Raw genomic sequence first — 26681 nt, 5'->3', positions numbered from 1 at the left:
CCCCACGCGCAAGCGCTCGTCAGAAGAACCCTTGGGCCTTGTTGCTGTACGACACGAGCAGGTTCTTCGTCTGCTGGTAGTGGTCGAGCATCATCTTGTGGGTCTCACGTCCGATGCCCGATTGCTTGTAGCCGCCGAACGCCGCATGCGCGGGATACGCGTGATAGCAGTTCGTCCACACTCGGCCGGCCTTGATGTCACGTCCAGCGCGGTAGGCCACATTGCCGTCGCGGCTCCACACGCCGGCGCCGAGGCCGTAGAGCGTGTCGTTGGCGATCCTGATCGCATCGTCGTAATCGGAGAACGACGTGACCGCAACAACGGGCCCGAAGATCTCCTCTTGGAAGATCCGCATCTTGTTGTTTCCGGTGAAAACCGTTGGGGTGACGTAATAGCCGCCGGAGAGATCGCCGCCGAGCTCGGCGCGTTCCCCGCCGGTGACCAGCCTTGCGCCATCCCTCTTGCCGATGTCGATGTACGACAGGATCTTTTCGAGCTGGTCCTCGGATGCCTGGGCGCCGATCATCGTCTCGGTGTCCAACGGATCGCCCTGCCGTACCGCCTTGGTGCGGATGGCGGCCAGCTCGAGGAACTCGTCGTAGATGTCGGCCTGAATCAGGCTGCGCGATGGGCAGGTGCAGACTTCGCCTTGGTTGAGGGCGAACATCGTGAAACCTTCCAGCGCCTTGTCCTGGTAATCGTCATGCGCGGCAAGGACATCGCTGAAGAAGATGTTCGGTGACTTGCCGCCGAGTTCCAGCGTGACGGGAATCAGGTTCTGGCTGGCGTATTGCATGATCAGCCGACCCGTTGTCGTCTCGCCGGTGAACGCGATCTTGGCGATCCTGTTCGACGACGCCAGCGGCTTGCCCGCCTCGAGCCCGAGACCGTTCACGATGTTGACCACACCGGGTGGCAGCAGGTCGCCGATCAACTCGAAGAGATAGAGGATCGACGCCGGCGTCTGCTCGGCAGGCTTGAGCACCACCGCATTTCCGGCGGCGATCGCCGGAGCGAGCTTCCACGTGGCCATCAGGATCGGGAAGTTCCACGGAATGATCTGCCCGACCACGCCGAGCGGCTCGTGGAAGTGGTAGGCCACCGTGTCGTCGTCAATTTGCGACAGCGAACCCTCCTGCGCACGGATCGCACCGGCGAAGTAGCGGAAATGGTCCACGGCCAACGGGATATCGGCGTTGAGCGTCTCACGCACCGGCTTGCCGTTGTCCCACGATTCGGCGACGGCGATGGATTCGAGGTTTTCCTCGATGCGGTCGGCGATCTTGTTGAGGATGTTGGCGCGCTCGGCCGGTGTGGTCTTGCCCCAGGCGGGCGCGGCCGCGTGGGCAGCGTCGAGCGCCTTCTCGATGTCGGTCCCGTCGGAGCGTGGTATCTCGGTGAACGGCTGGCCGTTGACCGGGCTGGCGTTCTCGAAGTACCGGCCGGCCGCGGGCGCGACCCACTCCCCACCGATGAAATTGTGATACCGGGGCTTGAAGGACATCAGTGCGCCTTCCGCGCCCGGTCGTGAGTACACGGTCATGGCGTTTCTCCTACTTCGCGACGTAAATGTGTCGGACATCACTGAAGGTAGGTTTTGGAGGGTTGCAGCACGGTTGCACGACGGTGCAACGCATCGCGCGGTCAGGCCAGGTCGAGATCCAGGCCGGCCAGATGCCCGCGGGCCTGCGCGCGCATGGCGGAGCCCGGCGCGGCGTGGTTGTAGAGCACTCGCCAGCCGTCGCGGTCGTCGCGGTTCTCGGGAAGCTCCAGCCAACGGCCAAGCAGCGCAAGGTTTCCCGCCGCCAACACCGCACCGCGCATGGTTGCGCTCAGCTCGGTGCGCAGTCGCGCGATCGCCGGCGACACCGATTGCGGCAGCAGCTCTCCGGTGTATCGGTTGAGCGCGGTGGTGACATCGGCGGCTTTCAAGGCGTTGCAGACGTCGGCCATGTCGCTGGCGATTGGGCGGAGCAGCCGGTAGGGCCGCGAGTCGATGAACTCGCCTCCGATGACGCGGCGCAATCGCGACATCTCGGCGCGGATGGTGACGGCGTCGAGTTCCTTGTCGTCGAGCAGCATCGCGAGGTGATCGGCGGTGAGGCCCTCGGGGTGGCGGCTGAGCAGCACGAGGATGTCTGCGTGGCGGCCGGTCAGCGTCTGCGGCTGGCCGGGGTCGTCGGCGGCGTGCCAGCGTGGGCGGTCGGCGCCGAGCACGGTCAGGCGTGCCAGTGATGTCGATTCGGCGGCAGCGGGTCGGGTCAGGCGCAGCAGGGCGAGGTGGTTTTCGACGGCGACGGCGGTGGCCCGGACGAGCGCGAGCGTTTGCGGCGAGGCGACCTGTGATCCGCCGGTGAGGTCGATGGCGCCGATGAGCACGCCGGTGGCCGGATCGTGCACGGGCACCGCGGTGCAGCTCCACGGCTGAACGACCCGCGAGAAGTGTTCGGAGCCAAGGATTTGCAATTCGGCGTCGAGCGCGAGCGCGGTGCCGGGAGCGTTGGTGCCTGCGCCGCGTTCGCTCCAGTCGGCGCCTGGGACGAAGTTCATGGCCTCGGCCTTGCGGCAGGCTTTGCGATCGCCTTCGACCCACAGCAGTGTGCCGTCGGCGGCGGTCACCGCGACGACGACACCGGCGTCGGAGGCGTCGTTGATGAGCAGCCGGCGGATGACGGGAAGCGCCGGGGCCAGCGGGTGCGCGGCGCGCATCTGCTCGACGGCCACGGAGGTCGGGGCTCCGCCGCGGTCGGGGTCGACGCCGGTAGCCAGGCTGCGCCGCCAGCTCTCGGCGACGACGCGGCGCAGCGGGGCGGTGTCGAGGTATGACGAGTCGACCTGCCCGGCGACGAAGAGTTCGTGGACGGTGCGCAGCGTCGACGACGACAGCCGGGTCACAGCCCGCTACCTGTGGTCTTCGACATTGCAATCACACTCCTCACGGGCAGCCTCGGTTACGCAGGCCGGCGCCGTGTGGCCGCCACGATAACTCAATCTCGACGGTGGAGGGCAGGGACTTTCGGCCCTTCCAGCGTGTGCGCCGACTTCTGCACCATGGCTGTTGTCTTTGCTGAATCACGACCCTGACGCAGAAGTCGGCGAAGGAACATAGGGAAAATCCCGATTTCTTGTTGGCTCTGTCGCCATAGCTTTGCCAGAACCACGATTCAGTTCAAGATCACAACGGAGTCTTCATGATTCGTCTAGCCATCGCCGCGGCATCGGTTGCCGCGGCTGCATCGATCGCCTTAGCTCCTGCCGCCAACGCCGCATGCCCGTATCGAAACTGCAGCGAAGCTTTTGCGGACGGCGTGTGCAACATCCCCTCGAGCGATCCCTGCTACTGGAAGGGCGGCGATCGCGACCACGACGGCATCGCGTGCGAGTGTCCTTAACGCGCTCGCCCGTACACAGAACTGTGCGGTCCCGTTGGCTCCCCTCCAAACGGGACCGCACAGGGTCCTGAGAGTGAGGCGTCAGTAGCCCCACGCGTTGGCGGCGCTGCGGTCGGTGGCCGCGACGTCGTCGGCGCCGTCGCGAACCGCATTGCCGAGGCTGAACAAGATCTCGTTGAGCCCGGCAGCCGCTTGTTCCCAACGCGACTGCTCGATGCGGTAGGCCTCCGCCGCTTCGCGTGTCCACACCTGCTGCAGCGGCGCGATTTGCGCACGCAGGTCGTCCAGGGCGGCGTTCAAGCGAGCAGACGTCGCGTGGATTTCCTGTCGCACCGTGTACTCGATCTCGTCGAAGTTGTATGACAGCACATGATCCATTCGAGGTTCCTTAGAGGTTCGTGGCGACGGAGCCGATTTGATGTGAATGGGTTTCGGCGGCCTCGCGCAACGTGTGTTCGTTCGTGCGGATGGTCTCCGCAATGCGTTGCAACGCCGCATGCAGCTTCAGCGATTCGGCATTCCAGCGTTCGACGACGTCTCTGAAGCGTCCCGCCGCCACACCTCCCCACACCGATGGCGGCACGCTGCTCATCCGTCCGATGAATGATTGCAGCATCGCGCGGATCTCCTCATTCCGTGCGTCCGTCTTCGCCGAAACCGCTGTCATGAGTTCGAAGTCGGTGTTGAGCGATCCACCCGCCGGTGTCGTCATGAGGCCCCTTCCGTGATGTGCTGACATGAAGGTTCGACGCAAGGTCCGCAGGTTTGGTTCCACGCCCGTTGCATGCTTCAGAAGACCGCATGTGCTGAATCAATTGCACGGTCACAAACCTCACGCACAAGCCGTTCGCGACCTGGCGCAGTTTGGCATCCGATCGCGATGCGTAGCGTCTTGTCGACCAGCACAGTCCAGCTGATGTGGCGGTCCTGGCGTATCTCTCGATATGTCGCCGCCGGCTTATCCGCATACCGGGCGGCTGGGTCGAAGTCGACGAATACGCCTGCGGGCTGTTCGCCGAGCGCCTTCCGAAGCGACTCAACGATCATCTCCGCCGTCTGCGACGGTGCAAGCGTTGACTGCGTGATGTGCACGGCGACGTCGGCGTCCGACGGCGAAACAACCTGCACCCGTGCCGATCCCGGGCCAGCCGTGATGCGCTGCACCCTCCACTGCGCAGGAACCTTGACACTGACACGGCCCTCGACCAACAACGTCATCGGGATATCGTCGGCGGTCGGTGAACGCGCGACGCCGTTCACCGCGAACCCACCGCATAGAGCCGCCGCGGACAGCACTGTCCCGGTGAGCACGGCAACCACGCGGTAACTGCGATGCCCGGCCACACCGGCGTCTGGGCTTTCCGATTCTGCGTCTTCGCTGGTGTCCCATACTTCCGCTGCATGTCGCAGGAGACGACGATCAGCCATGTTGACCGCAACACCTTTGGCGCGCAGCCGATTCGCGATTGCTTCGGCGAGCGGACCTCCTCCCCCGACGTCCTCGGGGATGTCCACCAACACAGCGCTTGACTGCGGGATCCGGTCCGCGACCGCAGCGGCGTCTGCATCAATATCGCCACCCCGCGGCACCGCGTCCAGTTCCTCACCACACCGCGCGACGACAACAAGCTCGTCCGCGATCTCCACGACAGTCGATGCGCTATCACCCAGCGCCTCGGCGCGGGACATCGTCACAACCGTCATCCCCAGCGTGAGCGCGGCATCGCGCACGACGTCAACCCACGACGACGGCCACCACGTCGGGCACACGAGTACAAGTGAGTCGGCACCGCTGCCCGCCGTCTCGTACATGACATCGCGCCAGAGTTCCGCCGTGGCAACCGGATGGTCGCCGACCCAGCCGATGTCGTCGTCGATGCATTCGATGGCGCCCGTAACATGTTCGGGATCAGGGTGATTCGGGCCGTGAATGGTTACCGGTCCGACCTCGATCAACACTGTTCCGTCCACGCCACTTGAATGAGCTGGTCCGCATGTCCGCGTGCGATCAGCGTGCCGCGTCCCGGCGGGAGCGTGCACGGTCGTACGGAACCGAGCAGTATGCCCTCCTCTGGGCTGGCACTCATCATCAAACCCATGGCACCCAGGTCGCGCAGCCGCGCGAGAAAGGGGTCGAACATTGCTCTGGCGGCACCACCCGAGCGTCGCGCCACGATGACATGCAAGCCAAGATCTTTGGCGTGCGGTAGATAATCGACAAGAGGCATCAGCGGGTTACCGGACGCACCGGCGACCAGATCGTAGTCATCGATGACGACGTAGATCTCCGGACCCGACCACCACGACCGCCAGCGCAGTTGCTGTTGCGTCACATTCGGACCGGGCATGCGCTCGACCAGCTGATCCAGCAGCGTGGGCAGACGAGACGCCAATGCTGGTGCCGACATCGAATAGCCAAGCAGGTGTTCGGATTCGACGACGCCGAGCAGACTGCGGCGGAAATCGATGATCTCTACTTGCGCAGCGCCCGCGTCGTTGGTTCGGACGATTTCCCGGCACAGCATCCGCAGAGCGGACGTCTTGCCGCACTCGGCTTCACCAAGCACGACAAGATGCGGCTGTTCGGCGAAATCCAAGGCCACCGGCGCCAACTCGCGCTCGCCAAGCCCGATCAGAATCTCTGTTGCCGTGTTCGCGGCGGCAGCCCCACCCACATCCCGCCGGTGGATACGCGTCGGCAACAGTTCGACCGGCCGTGCACGACGTCCGCCCCATCGAACATTCAGCCGTTCTGCTGCAGCGTCGATCGCCCCGCCAAGTCCCGACGTTGTCAGCTGTCCATCCACTCGGGGCAGCGCGATCACCATTTCCCGACCCTCACGGGTGATGCCGTGGCCCGGCGGCATCTGGTTGAGCTGCCGAGCCCGCCTACGATCCATCTCCGAATCAGCCGGATCGCCCAGCCGCAACTCGATGCGGGTGCCGATCTGATCCTTGAGCGCTGGGCGCATCTCCGCCCATCGTGACGCCGTGACGACCACGTGCACTCCAAATGAAAGACCCTGAGAGGCAAGCGCGATGATCGACGGTTCGAGGTTGTCAAACTCCTGACGAAAGGCCGCCCACCCGTCGATGACCAAGAAGACGTCACCGTACGGGTCATCGCTGAGCGCAGCGTCGCCGGCGCTGCGCCGACGGCGATAGTCTGCGATCGAATCGATTCCCAGGCGACGGAACCGCGCCTCGCGGGCACGCACCACCGATTCCACATCCGCGACCGTGCGTCGGCACAGGTCGACCTCAAGCCGGCCCGCCACGGCTCCCACATGAGGCAGTCTGCGCAACGACGTCAGCGCTCCACCACCGAAGTCGAGGCAGTAGAACTGAACGGCGGCCGGATGATGTGTGTTGGCCATCGCCATTACCAAGGTGCGCAACGCCATCGACTTGCCTGAGCGTGGCCCGCCGACGATCGCCACATTGCCGTCCGCACCGGACAATTCGACCATCAGCCGCTCCCGGCGTTGCTCATAGGGACAGTCGACAACGCCGACGGGGACAGCGAGATTCGGTTCCTCGCCCGTCATGAGGAAGTCCAGGGTGGGTGACTCCCGCAGCGGCGGCAGCCACACCGGATGCGCTCGAGACCCGCGGTCGGCCAGTCGATTCAACACGGCGTCGAGGACGGTGCGACTCGGCCCATCGGTTCGTCCCGTCGGCGGCCCCTTTAGCTCGGGAATCGGGCCGACCGGCGCCGCGGTGAACTCGCGCGCGATAGCAGGCTCCGTCGACTCCGGCACCACGTCGTCGTCGGATACGTCCGGACCTGACACAAATGCAGTTTGAAACCGCAACAACTCACCGGATGCAGTCTTCAAGTACGCGGCGCCGGGCGTGCTGGGCAGATGGTGCGCGTCAGGGACACCCAGGACTGCGCGGGATTCACTGGCCGAGAAGGTCTTCAAGCAGATCCGGTAGGACAAATGCGTTTCCAAGCCACGCAGCCGGCCCTCGTCAAGGCGCTGGCTCGCCAACAGTAAGTGCATGCCGAGCGATCGGCCCACGCGCCCGATCGCGACGAACAGTTCGGCGAAGTCGGGATGCTGACTGAGCAGCTCGGAGAACTCGTCGACGATGATGAACAGCGCCGGCAGCGCTTGAAGGTCACGACCGGCAGAACGGGCGTGTTCGTATTCCGCGACGTTGGCGTAGTTGCCTGCGGCTCTGAGCAGTTCCTGCCGCCGGTTCATCTCACCGGAGAGCGCATCGTGCATACGCGCCACGAGGTGCGCCTCCTCGGCCAGGTTGGTGATGACGGCGGCCACATGTCGCGCTCTCTCAAATCCGAGAAACGTTGCACCGCCTTTGAAATCGACAAGGATGAGGTTGAGGACGTCCGGCGAGTGCGCGGTGATCATTCCGAGCGTCAACGTCCTGAGGAATTCTGACTTGCCGGATCCCGTAGCGCCTACACACAACCCGTGCGGCCCCATTCCGTTGCGTGCGGACTCCTTGATGTCCAAGGTGACTGGATCCCCGTCCACGGATACGCCGATGGGAACGCGCAGGCGATCGCGATCGCTTCTGTCGTTCCAACACTTCGACGGGTCGATGCCCGCCCCATCGAGGCCCATCAGCTCGAACCAGGCGGCCGCCTCAGCTGCACGGCTCACGCCGCCGGAAGAGCGGGTCGGCCGGTACGGCGCCAGCCGGCGAGCACACATCAAAGCCTGGTCTCGGCTCAGCCCGTCCGGCCGGAGGTTATCGCCGTCAACCTGGAGTCGCAGGCATTTACCCGACGATGCATGCTCACCGGATGTGCCGACCTGGACAACGGTCGCACCCTCGACGGAGCCCATTCCCGCTGGCGCAACCCCGTCGAGGATGAAGACGGCATGCGGTGAGCCGATCCGATCGGGCGGTACGCACGTCGTGTATGCCTCGGCGAGGCTGCTGAACACCAGCCTCGCCGGCCCGACCGCGTCCCGAAGCTGCGGATGCTGGTGATGCGGCAGCCATTTGAGCCAGTCCCATTCTGCCTTAGCTTCGCGGCCGACGATCGCGGCGATCCTGATGTGTTCGGGACTATGAAACACGGTCAATTGACAGACCATGGCCCGCAGCAGCGCACGTGCCTGCAAGACATCACCTTCGATTGTGACCACAGAGAATCTCGCCAAGTGCACCGTGATCGGCAGGCCGGCGACGACCGAACTCTGGCGCATCAATCTGGTCAGCGCCGATGACGTGACGGGGTCTTGTTCGTCGACTGGACGGAGTTCTGGCGCAATCAAGGCTGTGGACAACGGCCGCTCCCCGAGACCCACCCGGACTTCACAGAAGTCGTCATCGTCTGCGGTCCGCTCCCACATCCGCCTGCCACCCACCAAAGTCCACAACACGTCCGGATGGGGATGAGTCCAGTGCAGAGAACGACGTTGGTCGGTGGCGGTGGTGGCAACGGTGTCCTCCAACGCCTCGAGGTAACCCAAGTACGCGCGCCGGTCTGCGTTGACCTCTGCGGTGTGATTGTTTCCCCGTGCGGCGAACGTGAGTGAGCCAATCGCCGAAATCAACATCATCACGGGAAAGAACATGAACACCGGACTGCGAGCGACGGTGGCACCCGAGTTGAAGTAAAGGGCCGTCATCCCCACAGTGGCGACAATCATGACCACCGGCATCATTCGTGCCAGTGGGTTGGCGGGCGTCGACTTCGGTATGTCGGGCGGCGCGTCAACCGTGATCGCGTTGTCGGATACCGATGGCGCGGGAAGTCGTGGCTCACATGGGAACTCCATCGACTAATGGACGTCGAGTCGGCCCATCACGTTCCATCCCCAGGCCACGAAATTGGCGCGCAGGTACACCCGCTGGGCGGGTTACGGTGTCATCGCATGGCGTCAACTGGGGGTGCGATGTCGGAGCCGTTGTGCCGATTGTCGGTTCAGGCCGAAGGTGGACAGCACAGCACAGTAGACCTGGCATTGCCGAGGACGACGCACGTGGGCCTCCTCATGCCCGTGATCGTCGACTTTGTTCACCTCGGCGCAGGCCCGCCCGTCGACGTTCGGCGATGGCGGTTGTCCCGCGTAGGCGGACACGCGCTGGACGAGTGGACAACCCTGGACGACAACGACATCCGCGACGGCGAGCTACTGCTCCTGACGACAGTGGACGCACCCGAACCCGAGTGGGTGGTCGACGATCCATGCCGTGTGGTCGCAGGCATTGCCGACGGCGGCAACGCGCCAGCGATGCGGTTGACCGCGACAGCCGCCTGTCTGTGCGTAGCGGTGATCAGTGCGACCGCGTTGGCATGGTCGGGTGTCACGACACATGCGACCAGTCATCTAATCGCCGGCGTCGTGATTGCCGTCGCAGCCGCGGCCGGGGCCATCGTCGTCCGACGCGCCTACCCCGATCCGCTACCGTGCGTGGCGCTCAGCGTCGTTGCCGTCGTATTCGCCGCCGCGTCGGGGTTCCTTGCCGTGCCAGCGGGCCCGTCAGCGGCCAACTTCTTACTCGCCGCCGTCGCAGGATTCCCCATGTCGATCTTGCTCTTACGGCTCAGTTGTTGCGGCACAACATCGTTGACGGCGCTAGCCGCGTTCAGCGCGCTGGTATCCGCTGCCTTGGCGATTGGCGTCGTGTGGAGTTTGCCAGCGGCCGCAATCGGTGCGGTGCTCGTGACAGTGTCGCTGGCAATGCTCTGCACCGCGGCCAGGCTGACGATCGCCGCTAGCAGCCTCGCACCGTCGATCGACGACGGAGCTGAACACGTCGTCAGCGCGGCCCGCGCGGCGAGCGCTCATCGAACTCTGACCGGAATGATCATCGGCTCGTCGACGGCAGCGTCGCTCGGCTGCGTCCTTGCCGCAGCGGACGGATGGCCACGCGGTGTCCTGTTCACCGCAGTCGTCGGACTGATGCTGCTGTTGCGGGTCCGCACGTATGTCGACACGACGCGTCGGATCGCGACAATTGCCGGCGGACTGATCTCGCTGGCCGGCAGCTTCGCCGCAGCGATAGCGTCGGCTCCCGGACAAGCCAATTGGATCGTCGCTATCGCCATGGGGCTGGGTGCGGGAGCACTGGCGTGGGTATTCGGCGGTGTCACGACCAGTCCCGGCCTACGCCGCGGTGTCGACGTCACCGAGTACCTGGCACTGGCCGCCCTTGTGCCACTGGTCTGTTGGGTTATTGACCTCTACGGGCTTATCCGTGGTGCGAGCCTGACATGACGAGCCGGACAGTGGTGGCGAGACTGTGCGCCGCGGCTTTTCTCGCCACCGCCCCGCTGTACACGGCACCGGAAGCACTGGGGGTGACTCCTCCGCCAGTCGACAACGCGGCGTTACCCAAACCGGCGCCGCCCTCTCCACCACAGCCCACCGAGCAGCAAGAGCACTGTGTTGTCTTCCAGCCCGCCACCGCACCTCTCAATCCCAGGCAGCTGAAAGGACTTGATTTACAGCGCCTCTGGAGGCTCACCCGCGGTGCGGGCCAAACCGTCGCTGTCATCGACACCGGTGTATCGCGACATCGGCTCCTCCCGCACCTCGTCCCCGGCGGCGACTACGTTCACACCGGTGACGGAACGGATGACTGCGATGGCCACGGCACGGTCGTCGCAGGGATCATCGGCGCATCACCAGACGACGACAACTCACCGACGTTCAGCGGGATCGCTCCCGACAGCACCATCATCGGCATCCGTCAGTCCAGCAACATGTTTCGGGAGGCCGGCGATCTATCCGGCTCCGGATACGGTGACGTCGACACATTGGCTATGGCTGTGCGCACCGCGGCAGACATGGGCGCGACGGTGATCAACGTGTCATCGGTGGCATGTCTGCCGGCGGACGCGAACCTGGACGATCGCGCGCTGGGTGCAGCACTGGCCTACGCGGTGGACGTCAAGAACGTCGTCGTGGTCACGGCCGCAGGCAACGTCGGCGGGCCCGGTCAGTGCTCTGGCCAGAACCCGCCGCTCGATCCCGCCAGACCGGGTCAGCCTGACTGGGGCGATGTCAAAGTCGTCGTGACGCCGGCGTGGTACGACGACTACGTCCTGACCGTCGGCTCGGTAGCGCCGGACGGGACGCCGTCCCGATTCAGTCTTGCCGGACCATGGGTCGACGTCGCCGCGCCCGGTGAAGGGATCGTGTCGCTCGACCCTGACGGCGAAGGGCTGATCGACGAGCTACCCACGAGCGGTGATCCGAGGCCGATCTCGGGTACGAGCTACGCGGCACCGGTGGTGAGTGCCATCGCTGCACTGGTCCGCGCGCGGTCGCCCGAGCTCACCGCCCGACAAGTGATGGAGCGAATCGAGCAGACGGCGCACCGGCCGCCCGCCGGTTGGGATCCCGTTGTGGGCCACGGAATTGTCGATGCATTGGCCGCAGTCAGCGGTGCCGCAGCGAGTGCGCCCACCGCCGACGAAAGCAGAACCAGACCCGTCTCGGGCCCGGCCGTCACCCCGGCCGATGGCCGCGCCCGCCAGGTCGCTCTTCGCGGAGCAGCGATTGGCGTTGCGATCACCGCCACGATCGTCACCCTGACAGCCTCCGCCGCACGGCTACGACGGTCCCGCGACGCTGTCCCGCGCGATTGATGCCGCCTCCTTGCTCAGTTCCGGCCCGCGAGGCAGCCTCGCCAGCACCGGCCAAGGGGCGCGGACGGCTGGCCCGGCCAGCCCGAGGTGGTGCGCCGCATCCCCGTCGTGAATGCCGAATATCACGCCCAAGTCGTTGATGTAGTACAGAGCTGCTGTCGTGTCGCCCTCTCCGGTGACTCCGGTAGACCGAACGTAGGCACTGCGGCCATGCGGAAAGACCACCTCATCGACGTTAGGACCGTCCCCGTCCGCCTGCGCGAGCGGCACTGACATGCCGTCACGAGGAAGCGAATTGCCCATCAGAACAGTCGAATTCGCGGTGATTCCGGAAGGGCGCCACTGCGCACACAGCACAGGTTCGGCCGACACGCCGCCGCGCTCCGGAAACGTCGCGACGGGCAGCGGGTCAACGACCGGAACCGCCCCGACGACGTCCGGCGCGACGGTCGCTATCTCGCGACCGCGTTGCGAGTCAGTGAACCGGATGAGGTCCGCTGCAACCTCGCCGACCCGCTGCACACCATCGCTGAGTACGACGTAGTGCTCCACCGCATCTGTGCGAACCACACGCACCACAGAGCCGACGGCGAATCCGCGTAATGGCGGAGGCCCAGCCGAACCCGCCTCGGGAATATGCGGTGCGGCTATCGGCGGTGCCTCTGGGATCGCGTCCAGCAATGCGCGTGAAACAGGGCGGGGCACAACGCCATCCAGTCGCAGCGCTCGTACCACCGCGCGGTTTCGCAGATCGACTTCGGCGCGCCATCCGTCGTACAGCAGATACGTCGTAGCGGCACTCTCCGCGTGCGGCGTAGCCAGAGCGCTTCGCCCCGAAGACAATCCGTCGCGCAAAACATCTCCGGCTGCGACGATCGTCCTCGTCGCATCATCGCAGACCGTCCACGTGGATTCCTCCTCGCCGAGCGGTGTGGCGATGGTGGCAGGTGCTCCCGGTATTCCAACCGACGGTCCGCGACGTGCGGCGTCGATCGCCGATTGGGCCACTGCTACGGGATTGGCCGCCGTGCCTGCGACCAGGCGAGCCGAGGCAAGGTTGAGCACCGGATGCACGGTGTCGCCGATGCGCACGTAGAGCGCTCCGGACTCTCGAACCATCATGATCGGCGCATTACCCAGGGCCCCTTGGGGCCTCAGAAACGCCAATACTGCACACGCCCCGACGATGACAGCCGTCAAGACACATCCGGCGATGAGCGAAAGCGATTGCGCGCGAAGCGGATCGTCGAGCATCCTTACGTCACCGCGCACCAGCGCGTGCTCCATCCGGCGGACCAGAAAACGATACCCGCTGACGTGCAGCCGGTTGGTCATCGGTACCTCCCCCGCCAACCAGCCTAAGGGCAGGCGGAGGGGTTCGAGCGCGCTGATTCGTCGGCTACAGCGCACTCAGCAGGGCGGCTCTGCCTCTGACGTGAAGCTTCTCGATCGTCGACTCACGCAATTCGTCGATGCGCTGACGCATCTTGTCGCCCAACGCATTCAGATCGGCGTCACTCATCTCGACCGGCGGCGGGCAGAGGTCACGTTCCTCCTCGTTGGCATGCGCGTCCAGCACGGTGACGAACGCGTGCCATTCGTCCTCGTAATCAGGGGCATCGCGTGGCGTTCGCAGGACGACGGCCAGCTGATCGAACACCTGGCGATGCTCGGCATGCGCGATCGCGACGAGCTTGCTCGCGGCCTGCACCGCCGGATAGAACAGGTCGTCCTCGATTCGCATGTGGATGTCGAGTTCGACCAACAGCGCGTCGAGATAGTCCTGCCGTTCATCAGAAGTCGGCGGCATCGCCGTGATCTGCTTGCACAACCCCCGCAGCACATGGTGATGCTCGAAGAGCACGTCATAGGCGTTCATCGCTGCACACCTCAACCATTCCGTCACGAACTCTCGTCGGGTAGCTCGGCAGCGACGCCGTTGCCGGGCCCCGGAGGACATCCCCCGTGCGACATTCGAATCGTGAGCCGTGCCAAGGGCATACGACGCGGCCACGGTCCACCCACCCGTCCGACATCGGCGCTCCCAGATGTGGGCAGCGCTCGCCGACGGCGAGCACATCGTCGCCGTCGCGGTGTATCACCACGCCGACACCGTCGATTTCGACGCGTTGCGGTTGCCCGTTCAACGCGGCCAACGGCAATGCGGGCGTCCACCTGTCGACAGCCAATCGCGGACCTGAACGGTCGACGCCCACACCCGACCCGTACACCAGAGCCGCGCCGAGGTACCCGCTGCTCACAGTCAGGCCATAACCCACCGCGCTGCACGTCGCGCCGCGCAGGTGTCGGCCACGACGGCGATCCCACCACGACACCGCGTACAGCCCGGTCGCGACGGCATTGAGTAGACCGTGCACGATTCCGATGCGGCGGGACTGCTCGTGAGTGTGCTGCCAATCGGTCACGCCCGTCGCGGCCGCCCCGAGGCTTCCGATGACGCCGACGCCCAGCGCCAGCCTCGACGCTTCTCGCAGTTGCGCACTGTGGCTTGGTAGGACACTGGCGACGTCCAGCGTGACGGCTGTCGCCACTGCGCCGGTGGGCAGGGCCGTCAAAGCGGGATGCAACGGATGACCGAGCCAGGTTCCATGCAACGCGTTGCTGACGCGCTCGCGATATCTGCCACTCGCCGCGAACATGATGGTCAGGGCGTGCTCGATCCGATAACTCGGGCGGTCCAGCCACTGCTGGCGCCCGAGAATCGCTATTGCTTGCGATCCGAGATTCCGTGCACGCTCCGGTGCGGATCGCCGTTGACTAGCCACGGCATTCCTCCCTGGTCCTCCCCGGCCTCATAACGGACACGAACCCACGCCGGCGCTGGTTCAACCGCCATCGAATTGAGAAGCTTCGCTTACCCCCCAAGGACTTTGGATAGGGCCAGGTCACAAGCAATAATTTCGGGTTCGCAGCGCGACCGCCTGGCGTTCGATGTACGTTTTGCGCGTGTCCAACCATTTCACCGGCCTGTCTCTCGGACCTCCCCTCGGTGACCAGCGACTGGATCTGTGCGACCTATACGCGTTCCAGTCACCGGCCAACCCCGACCGGACAGTGCTGATCCTCAACGCGAACCCGAACGCCGACGCCCTGCACCCCGATGCGATCTACCGGCTGGCCGTCGACAACGACGGCGATCTGCTGAACGACATCGCGTTCAGTTATGTGTTCTCCGAACCTCGCGACGGCAAGCAGACCGTCGATGTGTACATGGCCACCGGCGAGCAGGCCCGCGAGGCCGAAGCCGTCGGAACCAAGATCTTCTCCGACGTCCCGGTGTCGTTCGTCGGCGACGAGCCGCACATCGCGACGGCTGGCGACATCACCTTCTTCGCCGGTGCACGCAGCGACGCGTTCTTCTTCGACTACGACGGGATCAAGAACCTCTTCGACACTTCGGGCAAGCGCAACTTCACCGACCTTCACCTCGGTGACGAATCACCATGGACCGGCGTCGATTCCAACACCGAGGCCAACGTCTTCTCGACGGCGATCGAGCTTCCGACCAGCCAGCTGGGCGCCAATCCCGACATCCGCGTCTGGGGCCGCTGCAGCGTGCGCACCAACGGTGAACTCGAGCACGTGGACCGTGCCGGCCACCCGTCGGTCAGCAGCTTCTTCAACACCGACGACACCAAACTGGAGTACAACGCCAGCGAGCCGGTCAACGACAAGTCGCGGTGGACCGCCATGTTCGTCCACCTGATGGGCCACACCGGCGGCTACAGCGAGGAAGAAGCCGTGGCCGCGATCGACGAAGAGGGCACTCTTCCGGACATGCTGCACTTCGACACGTCAAAGCCCGCCAAGTATCCCAACGGCCGCGTCTTCACCGACGATGTCATCAATTACCGGCTGGCGTTTCTGACCAAGGGCGACTGCCCGCCAACCGGTCTGAGCCCGCACACCGATACGCTGACCGAGTTTCCGTACCTCGGCTCACCGCATCTTCCGAGTTAGACGCAGTCCAGGCAGATCTGCTGATTGCCTTTCTGCATCGCCAACCGATTCTTGTGGTGCACAAGAAAGCAGCTCGAGCAGGTGAATTCGTCTGCCTGCTTGGGGATCACCCGAACGTTGAGCTCCTCGCCGGTCAGGTCGGCGCCGGGCAGTTCGAATGATTCGGCCGCGTCATCCTCGTCGACGTCGATCACCGAGGTCGACGCCTCGCTGCGCCTGCGCGAAGCGAGGTCCTCGAGCGACTCGTCGGCCGCGGCGTCGGGATCTGTGACGCGGGGTGCGTCGTAGTCGGTAGCCATCTCTGTTGTCCTTTTCCTAAGCGCGATGTTTCGGCAACGCCGTTGGATAGCGCTTTGTTCCCGGCAAAAGGTACAACTAAACGCCGAGTTACCACCCGCGCCGCTGCGGCGCCGAGCCGACCAATTGATTCTTGGCCGCGACGTCGCGGCTGCGGTACACGATATAGGGCCGGAACAGGTAACCGACCGGCGCGCTGAATGCGTGCACCAGCCGCGTGAACGGCCACAACGCGAACAACATCAGCCCGATGATCACGTGCAGTTGGTAGTACAGCGGCGCCTCGGCCATCAGGTCGCCCCGCGGCTGCAACACCCAGATCGACCGGAACCACACCGAGACCGACTCCCGGTAGTTGTACGCCTCGCCGAACACTCCGGATCCGAGCGCCGTGGCGTAGAGACCTGCCGCGATCGCCGCGACCAGCACCAAGTACATCACCTTGTCGTTGACGGTGGTTGCCATGAACACCGGCCCGCGGGTCCGCCGTCGATAGATCAGCAGCGCGGCACCGGCGAGCGTCATGATCCCGGCGATCGTCCCAAGCACAATGGCCTGCACGTGATAGACGTGTTCGCTCATGCCCACCGCACGGGTCCACGACTCCGGGATCAGCAGGCCGATGACATGCCCGGCGACGACCACCAGGATGCCGAAGTGGAACATCGGGCTGGCGATCCGCAACAGCCGCGACTCGTACAACTGCGACGAGCGCGTCGTCCAGCCGAACTTGTCATAGCGGTACCGCCACCACGTGCCCACCACCGCGATCGCCAACGTCACGTACGGCACCACGTCCCAGAAGATCTCGCCGAACACCTCACTCACCTCCCGCCGAGCGACGGGGCGGCACGGTCAATGTGAACGGTTGCAGCCCAACCGATTCGGTTGGCGCTCCCCCGCGCGACAGCCGGTTGACAGCACGATCGTCAGCTGCCGGCAGTGTCCGGCACACCGCTGCAACGGTGTCCGCATAGGGCGACCCGTGCTCCGTGAGCGCCTCGCGCAGCACGTCTATCGGCACGCGATGCTCCACCAGCAACCGCCGTCCCACCGCGGGATCCACCGTGGCCGCGAACTCCAGCACCACCGGAAGATGGTCGGGCGCCTCACCTTTCGGAGGCTCGACGCCGGCCTCGCGGTACGCCTGGGCGAACGTCAGCATGTGGCTGCCGCGGTTGCGGGTGTCACCGGCGGTCCAGTACGTCAGGTACATGGTGCAGCGAGCGCGCAGATCGAAGGTGTCGACGTAGCCGGCGGCGGCGCGCATCGGGTCAAGCGCGCGCAATGCTGCCGCCGTGCTCGCAAGAAGATCGGCCGCGGGGCCGCTTTGGTGGGCGAGCAGTTCGTCGACGGTGCGCAGCCGCTCGGGGTGACGCCCGTCGGGATATGCCAGCAGCAGTGACGCGCATTGCCACACCAGCCGGTCGTGCAGCGAACGGGATTGGTGCTGACGCAGTTTCATCGACGACCCCCGTCGGGAAACATTCCGGTGGGCACTCCCCTGCCGTCCCAGTTCAGCAGGTTGACCCGCGACGGGTGCTTCGCGTTGGCGGCCATCCCTTCAGTGCTCTGCCGCTGCTTCAGCGCGTGGAACGTCTCCACCGCCACCGGAACAGGGCCGCCACTTGCCTCACCGAATGGACCCGATTCGTACATACCGGGCCCGCCGTCGAACGACAGGGAACAACCCGGCTCATCCAGTGAGCCCTCCTCGACGGCGGATGCGGTCGGGATGACGTAGCGCTCTTCGTATTTCGCCAGTGCCAGCAGGCGATACATCTGATACATCTGCTCCTCGGTCATCCCGACAGCGGCGGGGATGTGGGGCTGCGTCTCGCGCCCGAGGTTGATGTCGCGCATGTAGGACCGCATGGCCGCCAGCCGGCGCAGCACGTCGGCCACGACGCCGGTGTCGCCGGCGGTGAACAGCCCGGCCAGGTACTCGATCGGAATGCGCAGCGCGTCGAGCGCGCCGAAGAGATTGCCGAGATCCTCGCCGTCGTGGCCGTCGCGGCTGACCGCGTCGACGACCGGCGACAGTGGCGGGATGTACCAAACCATCGGCATGGTGCGGAATTCGGGGTGCAATGGCAGCGCCACCCGGTACGTGTTGATCAGCGCGTAGACCGGTGAGCGTTGGGCCGCCTCGATCCACTCGTCCGGGATGCCTTCGGCGCGTGCGCCCGCGATCACCTGTGGATCGGCCGGGTCGAGAAGGATCTGCCGCTGCGCCTCGTAGAGATCGGTGTCGTTGGCCACTGTTGCCGCCGCGAGCACACGATCGACGTCGTAGAGCACCAGGCCCAGGTATCGCAGCCGACCGACGCAGGTTTCGGAACACACTGTCGGCAAGCCGACTTCGATGCGCGGGTAGCACAATGTGCACTTCTCGGCTTTGCCGGTCTTGTGGTTGAAGTACACCTTCTTGTACGGGCAGCCCGACACGCACATCCGCCAGCCGCGGCAGCGGTCCTGGTCCACCAGCACGATGCCGTCCTCGGAGCGTTTGTACATCGCGCCCGACGGGCACGACGCCACACACGAGGGGTTGAGGCAGTGCTCGCAGATGCGCGGCAGGTAGAACATGAACGTCTGCTCGAGTTCGAGCTTGATCTGATCGCTCACCTGCTTCAACACCGGGTCGCCCGGCACGATCTCCGGTGAGCCGCCGAGGTCGTCGTCCCAGTTCGCCGACCACGAGATCTTCATCGGCTCACCGCTGATCAGGCTCCGCGGCGCCGCAACCGGCATCTGGTCGCCCAGCGGTGCGCTGGTGAGGTTTTCGTAGTCGTAGGTCCACGGCTCGTAGTAGTCGTCCATGCTGGGCAGCTTCGGATTGGCGAAGATCCGCATCAGCTTGCTCAGCCGCCCGCCGTCGCGCAGCCGCAGCCGCCCCCGCCGATCGCGCACCCACCCTCCGCGCCAGCGTTCCTGGTCTTCGTAGGTGCGCGGATAACCTTGCCCAGGACGGGTTTCGACGTTGTTGAACCAGACGTACTCGGTGCCCGAGCGATTGGTCCAGGTCTGCTTACACGTGACCGAGCAGGTGTGACACCCGATGCACTTGTCGAGGTTCATCACCATGGCCATCTGCGCCATCACCCGCATCAGTACGTCACCTCCTGATTGCGGCGCCTAACCACAGTCACCTCGTCGCGCTGATTGCCGGTGGGGCCCAGATAGTTGAAGGCGAATGCCGTCTGCGCGTAGCCACCGGCGAGGTGACTCGGCTTGATCAGCAGTCTGGTCAGCGAGTTGTGAATGCCGCCGCGGTTGCCGGTGGTCTCGGTACGCGGCACGTCGATGGTGCGCTCCTGGGCGTGATAGACGAACACCACACCTTCTGGCATGCGGTGCGACACGATCGCGCGGCACACCACGACACCGTTGCGGTTGACGGCCTCCACCCAATCGTTGTCTCCGACAGCGATTTTGGCCGCATCGGCCGTGCTCATCCACATGGTGGGGCCGCCGCGCGACAACGACAGCATGAACAGGTTGTCCTGGTATTCGGAGTGAATGGACCACTTCGAATGCGGGGTCAGATACCGCACGGTCAGTCCGACGCCGTCCGTACCCAGGGCTGGTTCGCCGAACAGTCGGGACATGTCCAGCGGCGGACGGTAGGTGGGAAGTTGTTCGCCCAACTCCTCGAGCCAGTCGTGGTCGAGGTAGAAGTGCGTCCGCCCGCTCAAAGTGTGGAACGGCTTGAGCTGCTCGATGTTCACGGTGAACGGTGCATATCGACGCCCGCCCGTCTCGCTGCCCGACCATTCCGGGCTCGTGATGACGGGGACGGGCCGTGCCTGGGTGTCGGCGTAGGTGATGCGGCGTTCCTCGCTGCCCTCTGCCAGGTGTGCCAGCTTGCGGCCGGTGCGCTTCTCGAGTTCGCGAAAACCTTCCACGGCAAGCCTGCCGTTGGAGGTGCCCGACAGCGCCAGGATCACATCAGCCATCCGCTCGGCCGACGTGATCGCCGGACGGCCCTGCGCCACACCCGAATCCATCACCCCGAACTTGGCGGCGAGTTCCTGGATCTCTGCAACAGGGTGGGTGGTGACACCCTTGGTGGTCACACCGAGCGTGTCGACGAGCGGGCCGACGGTAGCCCACTTGTCGGCGATCGCAGCATAATCTCGTTCGACCGCCGCTATCGGACCGATCGTCTTGCCCGGTACCGGAGTTTCGCCGGCGCTGCGCCAATCATGTTGGGTACCGGCGGGATAGGCCATCGCACCGGGCGTGTCGTGCTGCAGCGTCCCCAGGACGACGTCCGTGCGGCTGCCGAGGTGTTTGGCCGCCAGTGTGCTGAATGCCCGCGCGATCGCACCGAAAGCCTCATAGTCGGAACGGGTTTCCCACGGTGGATCGATCGCGGGCGAGAACGCGTGAACGTAGGGATGCATGTCGGTGCTCGACAGGTCGGCCTTTTCGTACCATGTGGCGGCCGGCAGCACCACGTCGGAGAGCAGCGTCGTCGACGTCATCCGGAAGTCGATGGACATCAGCAGGTCGAGCTTGCCCTCCGGAATCTCGTCGGTCCACGTCACATCGTTGGGCCGCAGGTCTTCTGGCGTCGGCTCCGCCCGCAGGTTCGAGGTAGTGCCGAGCAAGTGACGCAGGAAGTACTCGTTACCCTTACTCGACGAGCCCAGTAAGTTGGCTCGCCACACGTTGAGCACCCGCGGCCAGTTCGCCGGATTGTCGGGATCGGTGACGGCCAGTTTGAGCCCGCCCGTCGCGAGTTGGTCGGCGACGTAGGCTCCGATCTCCTGGCCGGCGGCGCGGGCCTCGTCGGCGACATCGAGGCTGGAGCGGTCGAACTGAGGGAAGAACGGGCTCCACCCCATCGCCGCGGCCGAAGCCAGCACGTCCATCGTGTGCTTACCCGAGAACCGGCCGCGCCCCAGCGGACTGGCCAGCGCATCGGCCCGGTAGCCGTCATAGCGCCATTGGTCGGTGTGCACGTACCAGTACGACGTACCGGCCATCTGTCGCGGCGGTCGCGACCAGTCCGTGGCCATCGCCATCGTCGCCCACCCGGTGACCGGTCGGCATTTTTCCTGCCCGACGTAGTGCGCCCAGCCGCCACCGTTGCGGCCCATGGACCCGGTGAGCAGCAGCAGCGCGAGCACCGCGCGGTATGTCGCGTCCCCGTGGAACCACTGGCAGATGCCCGCACCCATGATGATCATCGAGCGACCGCCCGACTCCTCGGCGTTATGTGCGAATTCCCTTGCCACACGGATGGTTTGCGCGGCGGACACGCCGGTGATCTGTTCCTGCCAGGCGGGCGTATACGGACTATCGGCGTCGTCGTATCCCGTGGGCCAGTCGCCGGGCAGGCCGGGCCGGCTCACCCCGTACTGCGCCAGCATCAGATCGAACACCGTGCAGACCAGGTGCTCACCCACCCGCCGCACAGGCACCCCGCGGGTCAGGGTTTCCCCGTGCCCGTCGAGGGTGTCGAATCGCGGCAATGAGATCGCCACGGCCTCACCGGGTTCGCCGCCTCGCGGCGCAGCCGTCAGCGCCGGAACCAGATCACCGAGATCGAGGTTCCACTTGCCGACGCCGTCGTCTCCGTAACGGAATCCGAGCGAGCCGCCCGGCACAGCCACGGTGTCCGTCGCCCCGTCGAGCAGCACGGGTTTGAACGCCGCATTCTCGACATCGTGCCCGAGATCGGCGGCCGTCAGATTCTTCGCCGGGACGAGCGTGCCGTCACGCTCCTCGAGCTTGACCAGGAAAGGCAGGTCTGTGAACTGGCGTACATAGTCGACGAAGAACGGAACACGGTTGTGCACAAAGCATTCCGCCAGGATCACGTGCCCCATGGCCATCGCCAGCGCCCCGTCGGTGCCCGCCGCGCACGGCATCCACTCGTCGGCGAACTTCGTGTTGTCGGCATAGTCGGGGCTCACGCTGACGACCTTGGTGCCGCGGTACCGCACCTCGGCCATCCAGTGCGCGTCGGGTGTGCGTGTGACGGGAACGTTGGAGCCCCACATCATCAGATACGAGGCGTCCCACCAGTCCCCCGACTCGGGCACGTCCGTCTGGTCGCCGAACACCTGGGGCGAGGCCACCGGCAGATCGGCGTACCAGTCGTAGAACGACGTCATCACGCCGCCAATCAGCTCGACGAATCGTGAGCCTGCGGCATGGCTGACCATCGACATCGCCGGGATCGGCGAGAAGCCCGCGATGCGGTCCGGGCCGTACTTCGCGATCGTGTGGACGTGTGCCGCCGCGATCATCTCGGCCGCCTCTGACCAGCTGACGCGGATCAGCCCACCTTTCCCGCGGGCCTGCTGATAGCGGCGGCGCCGCTCAGGATCGGACTGGATGTCTGCCCACGCGAGCACCGGATCGGTCAACCGCGCCTTGGCTTCTCGGTACATCTCGACGAGTACGCCACGCGCATACGGGTGACGGACCCTCGTGGGCGAATACGTGTACCACGAGAACGCCGCCCCACGTGGACAGCCGCGGGGTTCATACTCCGGACGGTCCGGTCCGACCGAGGGGTAGTCCGTCTCCTGGGTCTCCCAGGTGATGATGCCGTCCTTGACGTAGATCTTCCACGAGCACGACCCTGTGCAATTCACGCCGTGTGTGGAGCGCACGACCTTGTCATGACTCCAGCGGTCGCGGTAGAACACGTCGCCTTGCCTGCCCCCGCGGCGGGCAACTGTACGCAGGTCGCCGGAGACCTCGCCCCTGGTGAAGAAGCGCCCGCTGCGGACAAGCAGTTCCTCGATCAGCCCGCCGGCGCGCGCGGTCATGTGGCGACCTGCTTGACCGCCGGTTCGTGCGCGTGCAGTTTCAGTGCCGTGTACGTCAGGGCTACCAGCGCGGTCACCACCAGCAGGGCCAATCCGATCGTGTAGTTGTTGTGCACCGGATCGTAGGTGGCGCCCATCACCAATGGCGGGAAGTACCCGCCCAATCCGCCTGCGGCAGCGACGATTCCGGTGACAGAGCCGACCGATGCCTGCGGAGCCCGGCGGGCCACCCACGCGAAGACGCCACCCGTTCCGATCCCGAGGAATACCGCCAGGGTGATGAAGGTAGCGGCCGACCATACGTCTGGCGGCGGCTGAAAGATCGCGATGAACGCCATCATGGCGGTGCCGGCAAACGATGCCAGCACAACGTATTTCGGTGGGATTCGATCCGACAGCGCACCACCGACCGGACGGGCGAGCACCGCGGCCAATGCGAAGGCGGCTGTGCGCGCACCGGCATCGACCGGAGAGAACCCATAGATCGTCTTGATGTAGGTCGGTAGGTAGTTGGCAAAGGCCACGAACCCGCCGAACACCACGGCGTAAAGGAACGACATCTCCCACGTGACGGGCAATTTCGCGGCGGCCTTCAATTTCGGCAGCACCGGATCGTTGTTGGGGGTGAATGCGGGCGCATTGCGCAACACGAAGACGCACACCACAGCCGTCGCCAGCAGTGCCCCCGCGATGATGACGTGGGTGGTGAACAATCCGAACCAGCGCACTAATCGCGGCGTGAAGAACGCGGACAGCGCGGTGCCCACCATCCCCATGCCAAACACTCCGGTCGCGAACCCGCGCCGAGAGGCCTCGTACCAGTTGTTGGCGAACGGGATACCCACCGCGAAGATGGTGCCGGCCACGCCGAGGAAGAATCCGAACACCAGCAGCAGCGGATACGAGTGAGCCGCGCCGGCCGCGCCGACCGCTAGCACGGGCACGATCGAGGCCACCGACACCGCGATCAGCATGATGCGCCCGCCGAACCGGTCGGTGAGCGGTCCGGAGACGATCCGACCCAGCGATCCGACCAGGATCGGGGTGGCCACCAAGATCGAAGCCTCGGTGCTACTGAGCTTGAGATCGCCCGCGTACGTCGTCGACAGCGGCCCGATCATGTTCCAGGCCCAGAAGTTGATCGCCGAGACCCAGGTCGCCAGCGCGAGGTTCACACCTCGCCGCACGCCGGTAGCAGGCACTGTCGTCGTGCTCATGCCCCAAGAGAACCACTCAACTGCTGCTGTGGTGTGAATTTCGGAAAAACGTTGCGGCAGACCGATGTAGGGCGTGCAGCAATAGGCTTCGCTGGATTCGCCCTTGACTATTGCTGTTTCGACCGGCGTTCCCGATAGGCGGCCACGTGCTGACGATTGCCGCAGTTGCCGGTGTCGCAGAACTTCCCCGAGCGGTTGCGCGACAGGTCAACCAGAACGGCCTCGCAGTCCGGCGCAGCGCAGACCTTGAGCCGCCGCAGTTCGCCGATGCGGATGATGTCGGCCAGCGCCATCGCCATCTCCGCGCCCATCCGCTGCCACAACGGGTCGTGTACCGACGCCAGGTGCAAGTGCCACTCGGGCTGTTCTGGATGCCGCGTCAGCCATGGCGATGCCTTGGTATCGCTCAGCAACGCGTTTACCTGGCCGACCGCCCGCACTTCGTCGTCGGCGACCTCCCAGATCTTGCTGAGCCGCTCGCGGAGCCGATGAATCGACGCCAGCTCGGCCGCGTCGTGGTCGCGCCGGCCCGTCCAGCCGAATCCGTCCAGGTAGGCGTCCAGGGCCGCCATATCGCCGAGTTCCTCGCCGTCCCGACCGCTGTTGATCAGCACAGTTGCCGCCCGCAGAGTGAGCTCGGTGTCATGACTGAAAAGCATTTGACTCATGACCCCTTCCCGCTGTAATGTCACTACCAAAGTTCATTTTACTCATTACACGCCGGGGGTGCGCCATGGCCGCGACAACGCAGAACCACTTCCGGCTCGGCCTGCTGTTCGCGGTCGGTTCGGCGTTCGCGTTCGGATCGTCCGGGCCGTTCGCCAAGTCGCTGATGGAAGCCGGCTGGAGTCCGACGGCGGCCGTGACCGCGCGGCTGGCCGGCGGTGCTTTGGCGATGGCCGTCTTCGCCACCGTCGTCAAGCGGGACTGGATCCGTGAGGCGCTGCAGCACGGCAAGACCGTCGTCGCCTACGGGCTGATCCCAATCGCCGGCGCGCAACTGTGCTACTACAACGCCGTAGCGCACTTGTCGGTCGGCGTGGCGCTGCTGCTCGAGTACACCGCGCCCATCCTCGTGGTCGGCTGGCTGTGGGCGACCACCCGACGTCGGCCGAGCAACCTCACCCTCGCCGGGGTGGCGATGGCGATCGCCGGAATCACGTTGGTGCTCAACGTGTTCAGCGGTGCTCACATCAACCTCGTCGGCGTCGGCTGGGCCCTTGCGGCGGCCGTCTGCGCCGCCTGCTACTTCATGATGTCCGACGAAGTCGCGGCCGACGGCGGCGGCCTGAACTCCATCACCTTGGCCGCCGGCGGTTTGATCGTCGGCACCGCCGCCGTGGCCGCGCTCGGTGCGACCGGGCTGATGTCGCTGAGGTTCACCGCCAACGATGCCGTCGTCGCGGGATGGACGACATCGTGGACGGTCCCCGTCATCGCGCTCGCCCTCTTCCCGACCGCGATCGCATACACGCTCGGCATCATGGGCATCGCCCGGCTACGTCCGCGGTTCGCCTCGCTGGTCGGCCTGTCCGAGGTGATGTTCGCTGTGGTGGCGGCCTGGGTGCTGCTGGGCGAGGCGATCACGCCTGCCCAGGCCATTGGCGGAGCCGTCGTACTCGCCGGGCTGGCACTGGCGCGCCAAGGCGATCGCACCGAGAAGCTGGCCGAATTGACGCTGGCGGAAGCACCGCCCGCAGGAGTGTCATCTGGGCAATCGGTTGTTCGCAACTGAGTCCGATATGTGAAGATGACCGGCGTGACTTTGCTACGGATGTCTTCGCGGCTGGCCGCCATCACCGCAACCCTGGTCTGCGCGGCCACGACCCTCGCCATGGCGCCGTCAGCGGTGGCGGATCCGTGCCCCGACGTCGAGGTTGTCTTCGCCCGCGGCACCAACGACGCGCCGGGGCTCGGACGGCCCGGCCAGGCTTTCGCTGATGCGCTCAGGGCGCAGATCGGCGGCCGTAGCCTGACCACGTACGCGGTCAACTATCCCGCGAGCTATGACTTCTTGGCCGCAGCCGACGGGGCGGCCGACGCCGCCAACCGCATCTCGGCGATGGCCGCATCCTGCCCGTCCACACGGATCGTCCTCGGCGGCTATTCGCAGGGAGCCGCAGTCGTCGACATGCTCGCCGGCATACCGCCACTCGGCGACAAGGTCGGCGAGATCGGGTCGGCGCCGCCACTGGCGAGCAGCTTGGTGCCCAATGTTGCCGCGGTGGCGGTGTTCGGAAATCCCGCTACGAAGTTCGGGAATCCCGTGACCGCGTCCGTTTTCGGCGGCAAGGCGATCGACCTCTGCAAGGACGGCGATCCGATCTGCTCCCGCGGCCGGAACCCATTCGCTCACAGCGATTACGTGACGTCAGGCATGACAGATCAGGCCGCAAACTTCGTCGCTGGCATAGTTTAGCCG

At 65.4% G+C, this 26681-nt stretch carries 21 protein-coding genes and 1 pseudogene; 6 read left to right on the top strand and 16 right to left on the bottom strand.

Features of this window, described 5'->3' with window-relative positions:
• Positions 1-19 precede the first annotated feature (19 nt).
• Entirely contained in the window at positions 20-1543 is a 1524-nt protein-coding gene (adh, locus tag ACWW36_RS15185; RefSeq protein ID WP_456136840.1) for an aldehyde dehydrogenase, read from the bottom strand.
• A gap of 101 nt (positions 1544-1644) precedes the next feature.
• Positions 1645-2895 carry a GAF domain-containing protein gene (locus ACWW36_RS15180; RefSeq protein WP_456136839.1) on the bottom strand — a complete coding sequence of 417 codons (1251 nt, stop codon included), beginning with the start codon at positions 2893-2895 and terminating at the stop codon, positions 1645-1647.
• Positions 2896-3191: 296 nt separating this feature from the next.
• Here ACWW36_RS15180 and ACWW36_RS15175 point away from each other — a divergent pair, with 296 nt between their 5' ends.
• Positions 3192-3392 (top strand): excalibur calcium-binding domain-containing protein, encoded by a 201-nt coding sequence (locus ACWW36_RS15175; RefSeq protein WP_456136838.1) that lies wholly within the window; start codon positions 3192-3194, stop codon positions 3390-3392.
• Positions 3393-3473: 81 nt separating this feature from the next.
• Here ACWW36_RS15175 and ACWW36_RS15170 read toward each other — a convergent pair whose 3' ends face one another.
• The 4 genes from ACWW36_RS15170 to eccCa all read right to left on the bottom strand — a co-directional run bounded on the left by ACWW36_RS15170 (position 3474) and on the right by eccCa (position 9154).
• The gene (locus ACWW36_RS15170) at positions 3474-3770 is read right to left on the bottom strand and encodes a WXG100 family type VII secretion target (protein WP_456136837.1); all 297 of its coding nucleotides are present in this window, start codon (positions 3768-3770) and stop codon (positions 3474-3476) included.
• A gap of 10 nt (positions 3771-3780) precedes the next feature.
• The gene (locus ACWW36_RS15165; protein ID WP_456136836.1) at positions 3781-4104 is read right to left on the bottom strand and encodes a WXG100 family type VII secretion target; all 324 of its coding nucleotides are present in this window, start codon (positions 4102-4104) and stop codon (positions 3781-3783) included.
• 77 nt (positions 4105-4181) lie between these two features.
• Positions 4182-5363, bottom strand: a complete 1182-nt coding sequence (locus ACWW36_RS15160; protein ID WP_456136835.1) for a type VII secretion-associated protein — start codon at positions 5361-5363, stop codon at positions 4182-4184.
• Complete coding sequence (gene eccCa, locus ACWW36_RS15155; RefSeq protein ID WP_456136834.1) at positions 5345-9154, bottom strand: type VII secretion protein EccCa; 3810 nt, start codon at positions 9152-9154, stop codon at positions 5345-5347. Before eccCa ends, ACWW36_RS15160 begins: the two co-directional genes overlap by 19 nt.
• Positions 9155-9250: 96 nt before the next feature.
• Between eccCa and eccD the strand changes: the two genes are divergently transcribed.
• Both eccD and mycP read left to right on the top strand, forming a co-directional pair.
• Positions 9251-10597, top strand: coding sequence for a type VII secretion integral membrane protein EccD (gene eccD / locus ACWW36_RS15150; RefSeq protein ID WP_456136833.1), 1347 nt, complete (start codon positions 9251-9253; stop codon positions 10595-10597).
• Positions 10594-11973 carry a type VII secretion-associated serine protease mycosin gene (mycP, locus tag ACWW36_RS15145; RefSeq protein WP_456136832.1) on the top strand — a complete coding sequence of 460 codons (1380 nt, stop codon included), beginning with the start codon at positions 10594-10596 and terminating at the stop codon, positions 11971-11973. Before eccD ends, mycP begins: the two co-directional genes overlap by 4 nt.
• Here the strand turns inward: mycP and eccB are convergent.
• From eccB to ACWW36_RS15130, 3 genes are all read right to left on the bottom strand, one after another.
• A complete protein-coding gene (gene eccB / locus ACWW36_RS15140) occupies positions 11938-13308 on the bottom strand; it encodes a type VII secretion protein EccB (protein ID WP_456136831.1) in 1371 nt (456 codons plus the stop codon). The genes mycP and eccB overlap by 36 nt on opposite strands.
• A gap of 64 nt (positions 13309-13372) precedes the next feature.
• Positions 13373-13852 carry a hemerythrin domain-containing protein gene (locus ACWW36_RS15135; protein ID WP_456136830.1) on the bottom strand — a complete coding sequence of 160 codons (480 nt, stop codon included), beginning with the start codon at positions 13850-13852 and terminating at the stop codon, positions 13373-13375.
• On the bottom strand, positions 13839-14633 hold the full coding sequence (locus tag ACWW36_RS15130; RefSeq protein WP_456142496.1) for a Rieske 2Fe-2S domain-containing protein: 795 nt from the start codon (positions 14631-14633) through the stop codon (positions 13839-13841). Before ACWW36_RS15130 ends, ACWW36_RS15135 begins: the two co-directional genes overlap by 14 nt.
• 307 nt (positions 14634-14940) lie before the next feature.
• On the opposite strand from ACWW36_RS15130, the gene ACWW36_RS15125 reads away from it, so the two are divergent.
• Positions 14941-15954, top strand: a complete 1014-nt coding sequence (locus ACWW36_RS15125) for a DUF4331 family protein (protein WP_456136829.1) — start codon at positions 14941-14943, stop codon at positions 15952-15954.
• Here ACWW36_RS15125 and ACWW36_RS15120 read toward each other — a convergent pair.
• The 7 genes and pseudogenes from ACWW36_RS15120 to ACWW36_RS15090 form a co-directional block, all read right to left on the bottom strand.
• Positions 15951-16253 carry a DUF4193 domain-containing protein gene (locus ACWW36_RS15120; protein ID WP_456136828.1) on the bottom strand — a complete coding sequence of 101 codons (303 nt, stop codon included), beginning with the start codon at positions 16251-16253 and terminating at the stop codon, positions 15951-15953. The genes ACWW36_RS15125 and ACWW36_RS15120 overlap by 4 nt on opposite strands.
• A gap of 88 nt (positions 16254-16341) precedes the next feature.
• Positions 16342-17064: pseudogene (gene narI, locus ACWW36_RS15115) on the bottom strand (respiratory nitrate reductase subunit gamma); the annotation flags it as partial.
• A gap of 7 nt (positions 17065-17071) precedes the next feature.
• On the bottom strand, positions 17072-17716 hold the full coding sequence (narJ, locus tag ACWW36_RS15110) for a nitrate reductase molybdenum cofactor assembly chaperone (RefSeq protein WP_456142307.1): 645 nt from the start codon (positions 17714-17716) through the stop codon (positions 17072-17074).
• Positions 17713-19362 (bottom strand): nitrate reductase subunit beta, encoded by a 1650-nt coding sequence (gene narH / locus ACWW36_RS15105; protein ID WP_456142306.1) that lies wholly within the window; start codon positions 19360-19362, stop codon positions 17713-17715. Before narH ends, narJ begins: the two co-directional genes overlap by 4 nt.
• Entirely contained in the window at positions 19362-23042 is a 3681-nt protein-coding gene (locus ACWW36_RS15100; RefSeq protein ID WP_456142305.1) for a nitrate reductase subunit alpha, read from the bottom strand. The genes narH and ACWW36_RS15100 overlap by 1 nt, the downstream gene beginning before the upstream one ends.
• Positions 23039-24259 (bottom strand): nitrate/nitrite transporter, encoded by a 1221-nt coding sequence (locus tag ACWW36_RS15095; RefSeq protein ID WP_456142304.1) that lies wholly within the window; start codon positions 24257-24259, stop codon positions 23039-23041. The genes ACWW36_RS15100 and ACWW36_RS15095 overlap by 4 nt, the downstream gene beginning before the upstream one ends.
• Before the next feature lie 107 nt (positions 24260-24366).
• Positions 24367-24918 (bottom strand): CGNR zinc finger domain-containing protein, encoded by a 552-nt coding sequence (locus ACWW36_RS15090; protein ID WP_456142495.1) that lies wholly within the window; start codon positions 24916-24918, stop codon positions 24367-24369.
• A 74-nt stretch (positions 24919-24992) separates the two neighbouring features.
• On the opposite strand from ACWW36_RS15090, the gene ACWW36_RS15085 reads away from it, so the two are divergent.
• Together ACWW36_RS15085 and ACWW36_RS15080 are read left to right on the top strand one after the other, a co-directional pair.
• Positions 24993-25994, top strand: a complete 1002-nt coding sequence (locus ACWW36_RS15085) for an EamA family transporter (protein WP_456142303.1) — start codon at positions 24993-24995, stop codon at positions 25992-25994.
• 15 nt (positions 25995-26009) lie between these two features.
• The gene (locus ACWW36_RS15080; protein ID WP_456142302.1) at positions 26010-26678 is read left to right on the top strand and encodes a cutinase family protein; all 669 of its coding nucleotides are present in this window, start codon (positions 26010-26012) and stop codon (positions 26676-26678) included.
• The last annotated feature ends 3 nt before the right edge of the window (positions 26679-26681 follow it).

The sequence above is a fragment of the Mycobacterium sp. MMS18-G62 genome (genome assembly GCF_053877835.1).
This window is presented reverse-complemented; position numbering and strand designations above follow the sequence as displayed.

Bases quoted from the DNA above. Each gene is read 5' to 3' on its own strand.
- adh (WP_456136840.1), bottom strand. From the start codon at position 1,543: ATGACCGTGTACTCACGACCGGGCGCGGAAGGCGCACTGATGTCCTTC.
- ACWW36_RS15175 (WP_456136838.1), top strand. From the start codon at position 3,192: ATGATTCGTCTAGCCATCGCCGCGGCATCGGTTGCCGCGGCTGCATCG.
- ACWW36_RS15170 (WP_456136837.1), bottom strand. From the start codon at position 3,770: ATGGATCATGTGCTGTCATACAACTTCGACGAGATCGAGTACACGGTG.
- ACWW36_RS15165 (WP_456136836.1), bottom strand. From the start codon at position 4,104: ATGACGACACCGGCGGGTGGATCGCTCAACACCGACTTCGAACTCATG.
- eccCa (WP_456136834.1), bottom strand. From the start codon at position 9,154: ATGGAGTTCCCATGTGAGCCACGACTTCCCGCGCCATCGGTATCCGAC.
- eccD (WP_456136833.1), top strand. From the start codon at position 9,251: ATGGCGTCAACTGGGGGTGCGATGTCGGAGCCGTTGTGCCGATTGTCG.
- mycP (WP_456136832.1), top strand. From the start codon at position 10,594: ATGACGAGCCGGACAGTGGTGGCGAGACTGTGCGCCGCGGCTTTTCTC.
- eccB (WP_456136831.1), bottom strand. From the start codon at position 13,308: ATGACCAACCGGCTGCACGTCAGCGGGTATCGTTTTCTGGTCCGCCGG.
- ACWW36_RS15135 (WP_456136830.1), bottom strand. From the start codon at position 13,852: ATGAACGCCTATGACGTGCTCTTCGAGCATCACCATGTGCTGCGGGGG.
- ACWW36_RS15130 (WP_456142496.1), bottom strand. From the start codon at position 14,633: ATGTTCGCGGCGAGTGGCAGATATCGCGAGCGCGTCAGCAACGCGTTG.
- ACWW36_RS15120 (WP_456136828.1), bottom strand. From the start codon at position 16,253: ATGGCTACCGACTACGACGCACCCCGCGTCACAGATCCCGACGCCGCG.
- narJ (WP_456142307.1), bottom strand. From the start codon at position 17,716: ATGAAACTGCGTCAGCACCAATCCCGTTCGCTGCACGACCGGCTGGTG.
- narH (WP_456142306.1), bottom strand. From the start codon at position 19,362: ATGCGGGTGATGGCGCAGATGGCCATGGTGATGAACCTCGACAAGTGC.
- ACWW36_RS15100 (WP_456142305.1), bottom strand. From the start codon at position 23,042: ATGACCGCGCGCGCCGGCGGGCTGATCGAGGAACTGCTTGTCCGCAGC.
- ACWW36_RS15095 (WP_456142304.1), bottom strand. From the start codon at position 24,259: ATGAGCACGACGACAGTGCCTGCTACCGGCGTGCGGCGAGGTGTGAAC.
- ACWW36_RS15090 (WP_456142495.1), bottom strand. From the start codon at position 24,918: ATGCTTTTCAGTCATGACACCGAGCTCACTCTGCGGGCGGCAACTGTG.
- ACWW36_RS15085 (WP_456142303.1), top strand. From the start codon at position 24,993: ATGGCCGCGACAACGCAGAACCACTTCCGGCTCGGCCTGCTGTTCGCG.
- ACWW36_RS15080 (WP_456142302.1), top strand. From the start codon at position 26,010: ATGACCGGCGTGACTTTGCTACGGATGTCTTCGCGGCTGGCCGCCATC.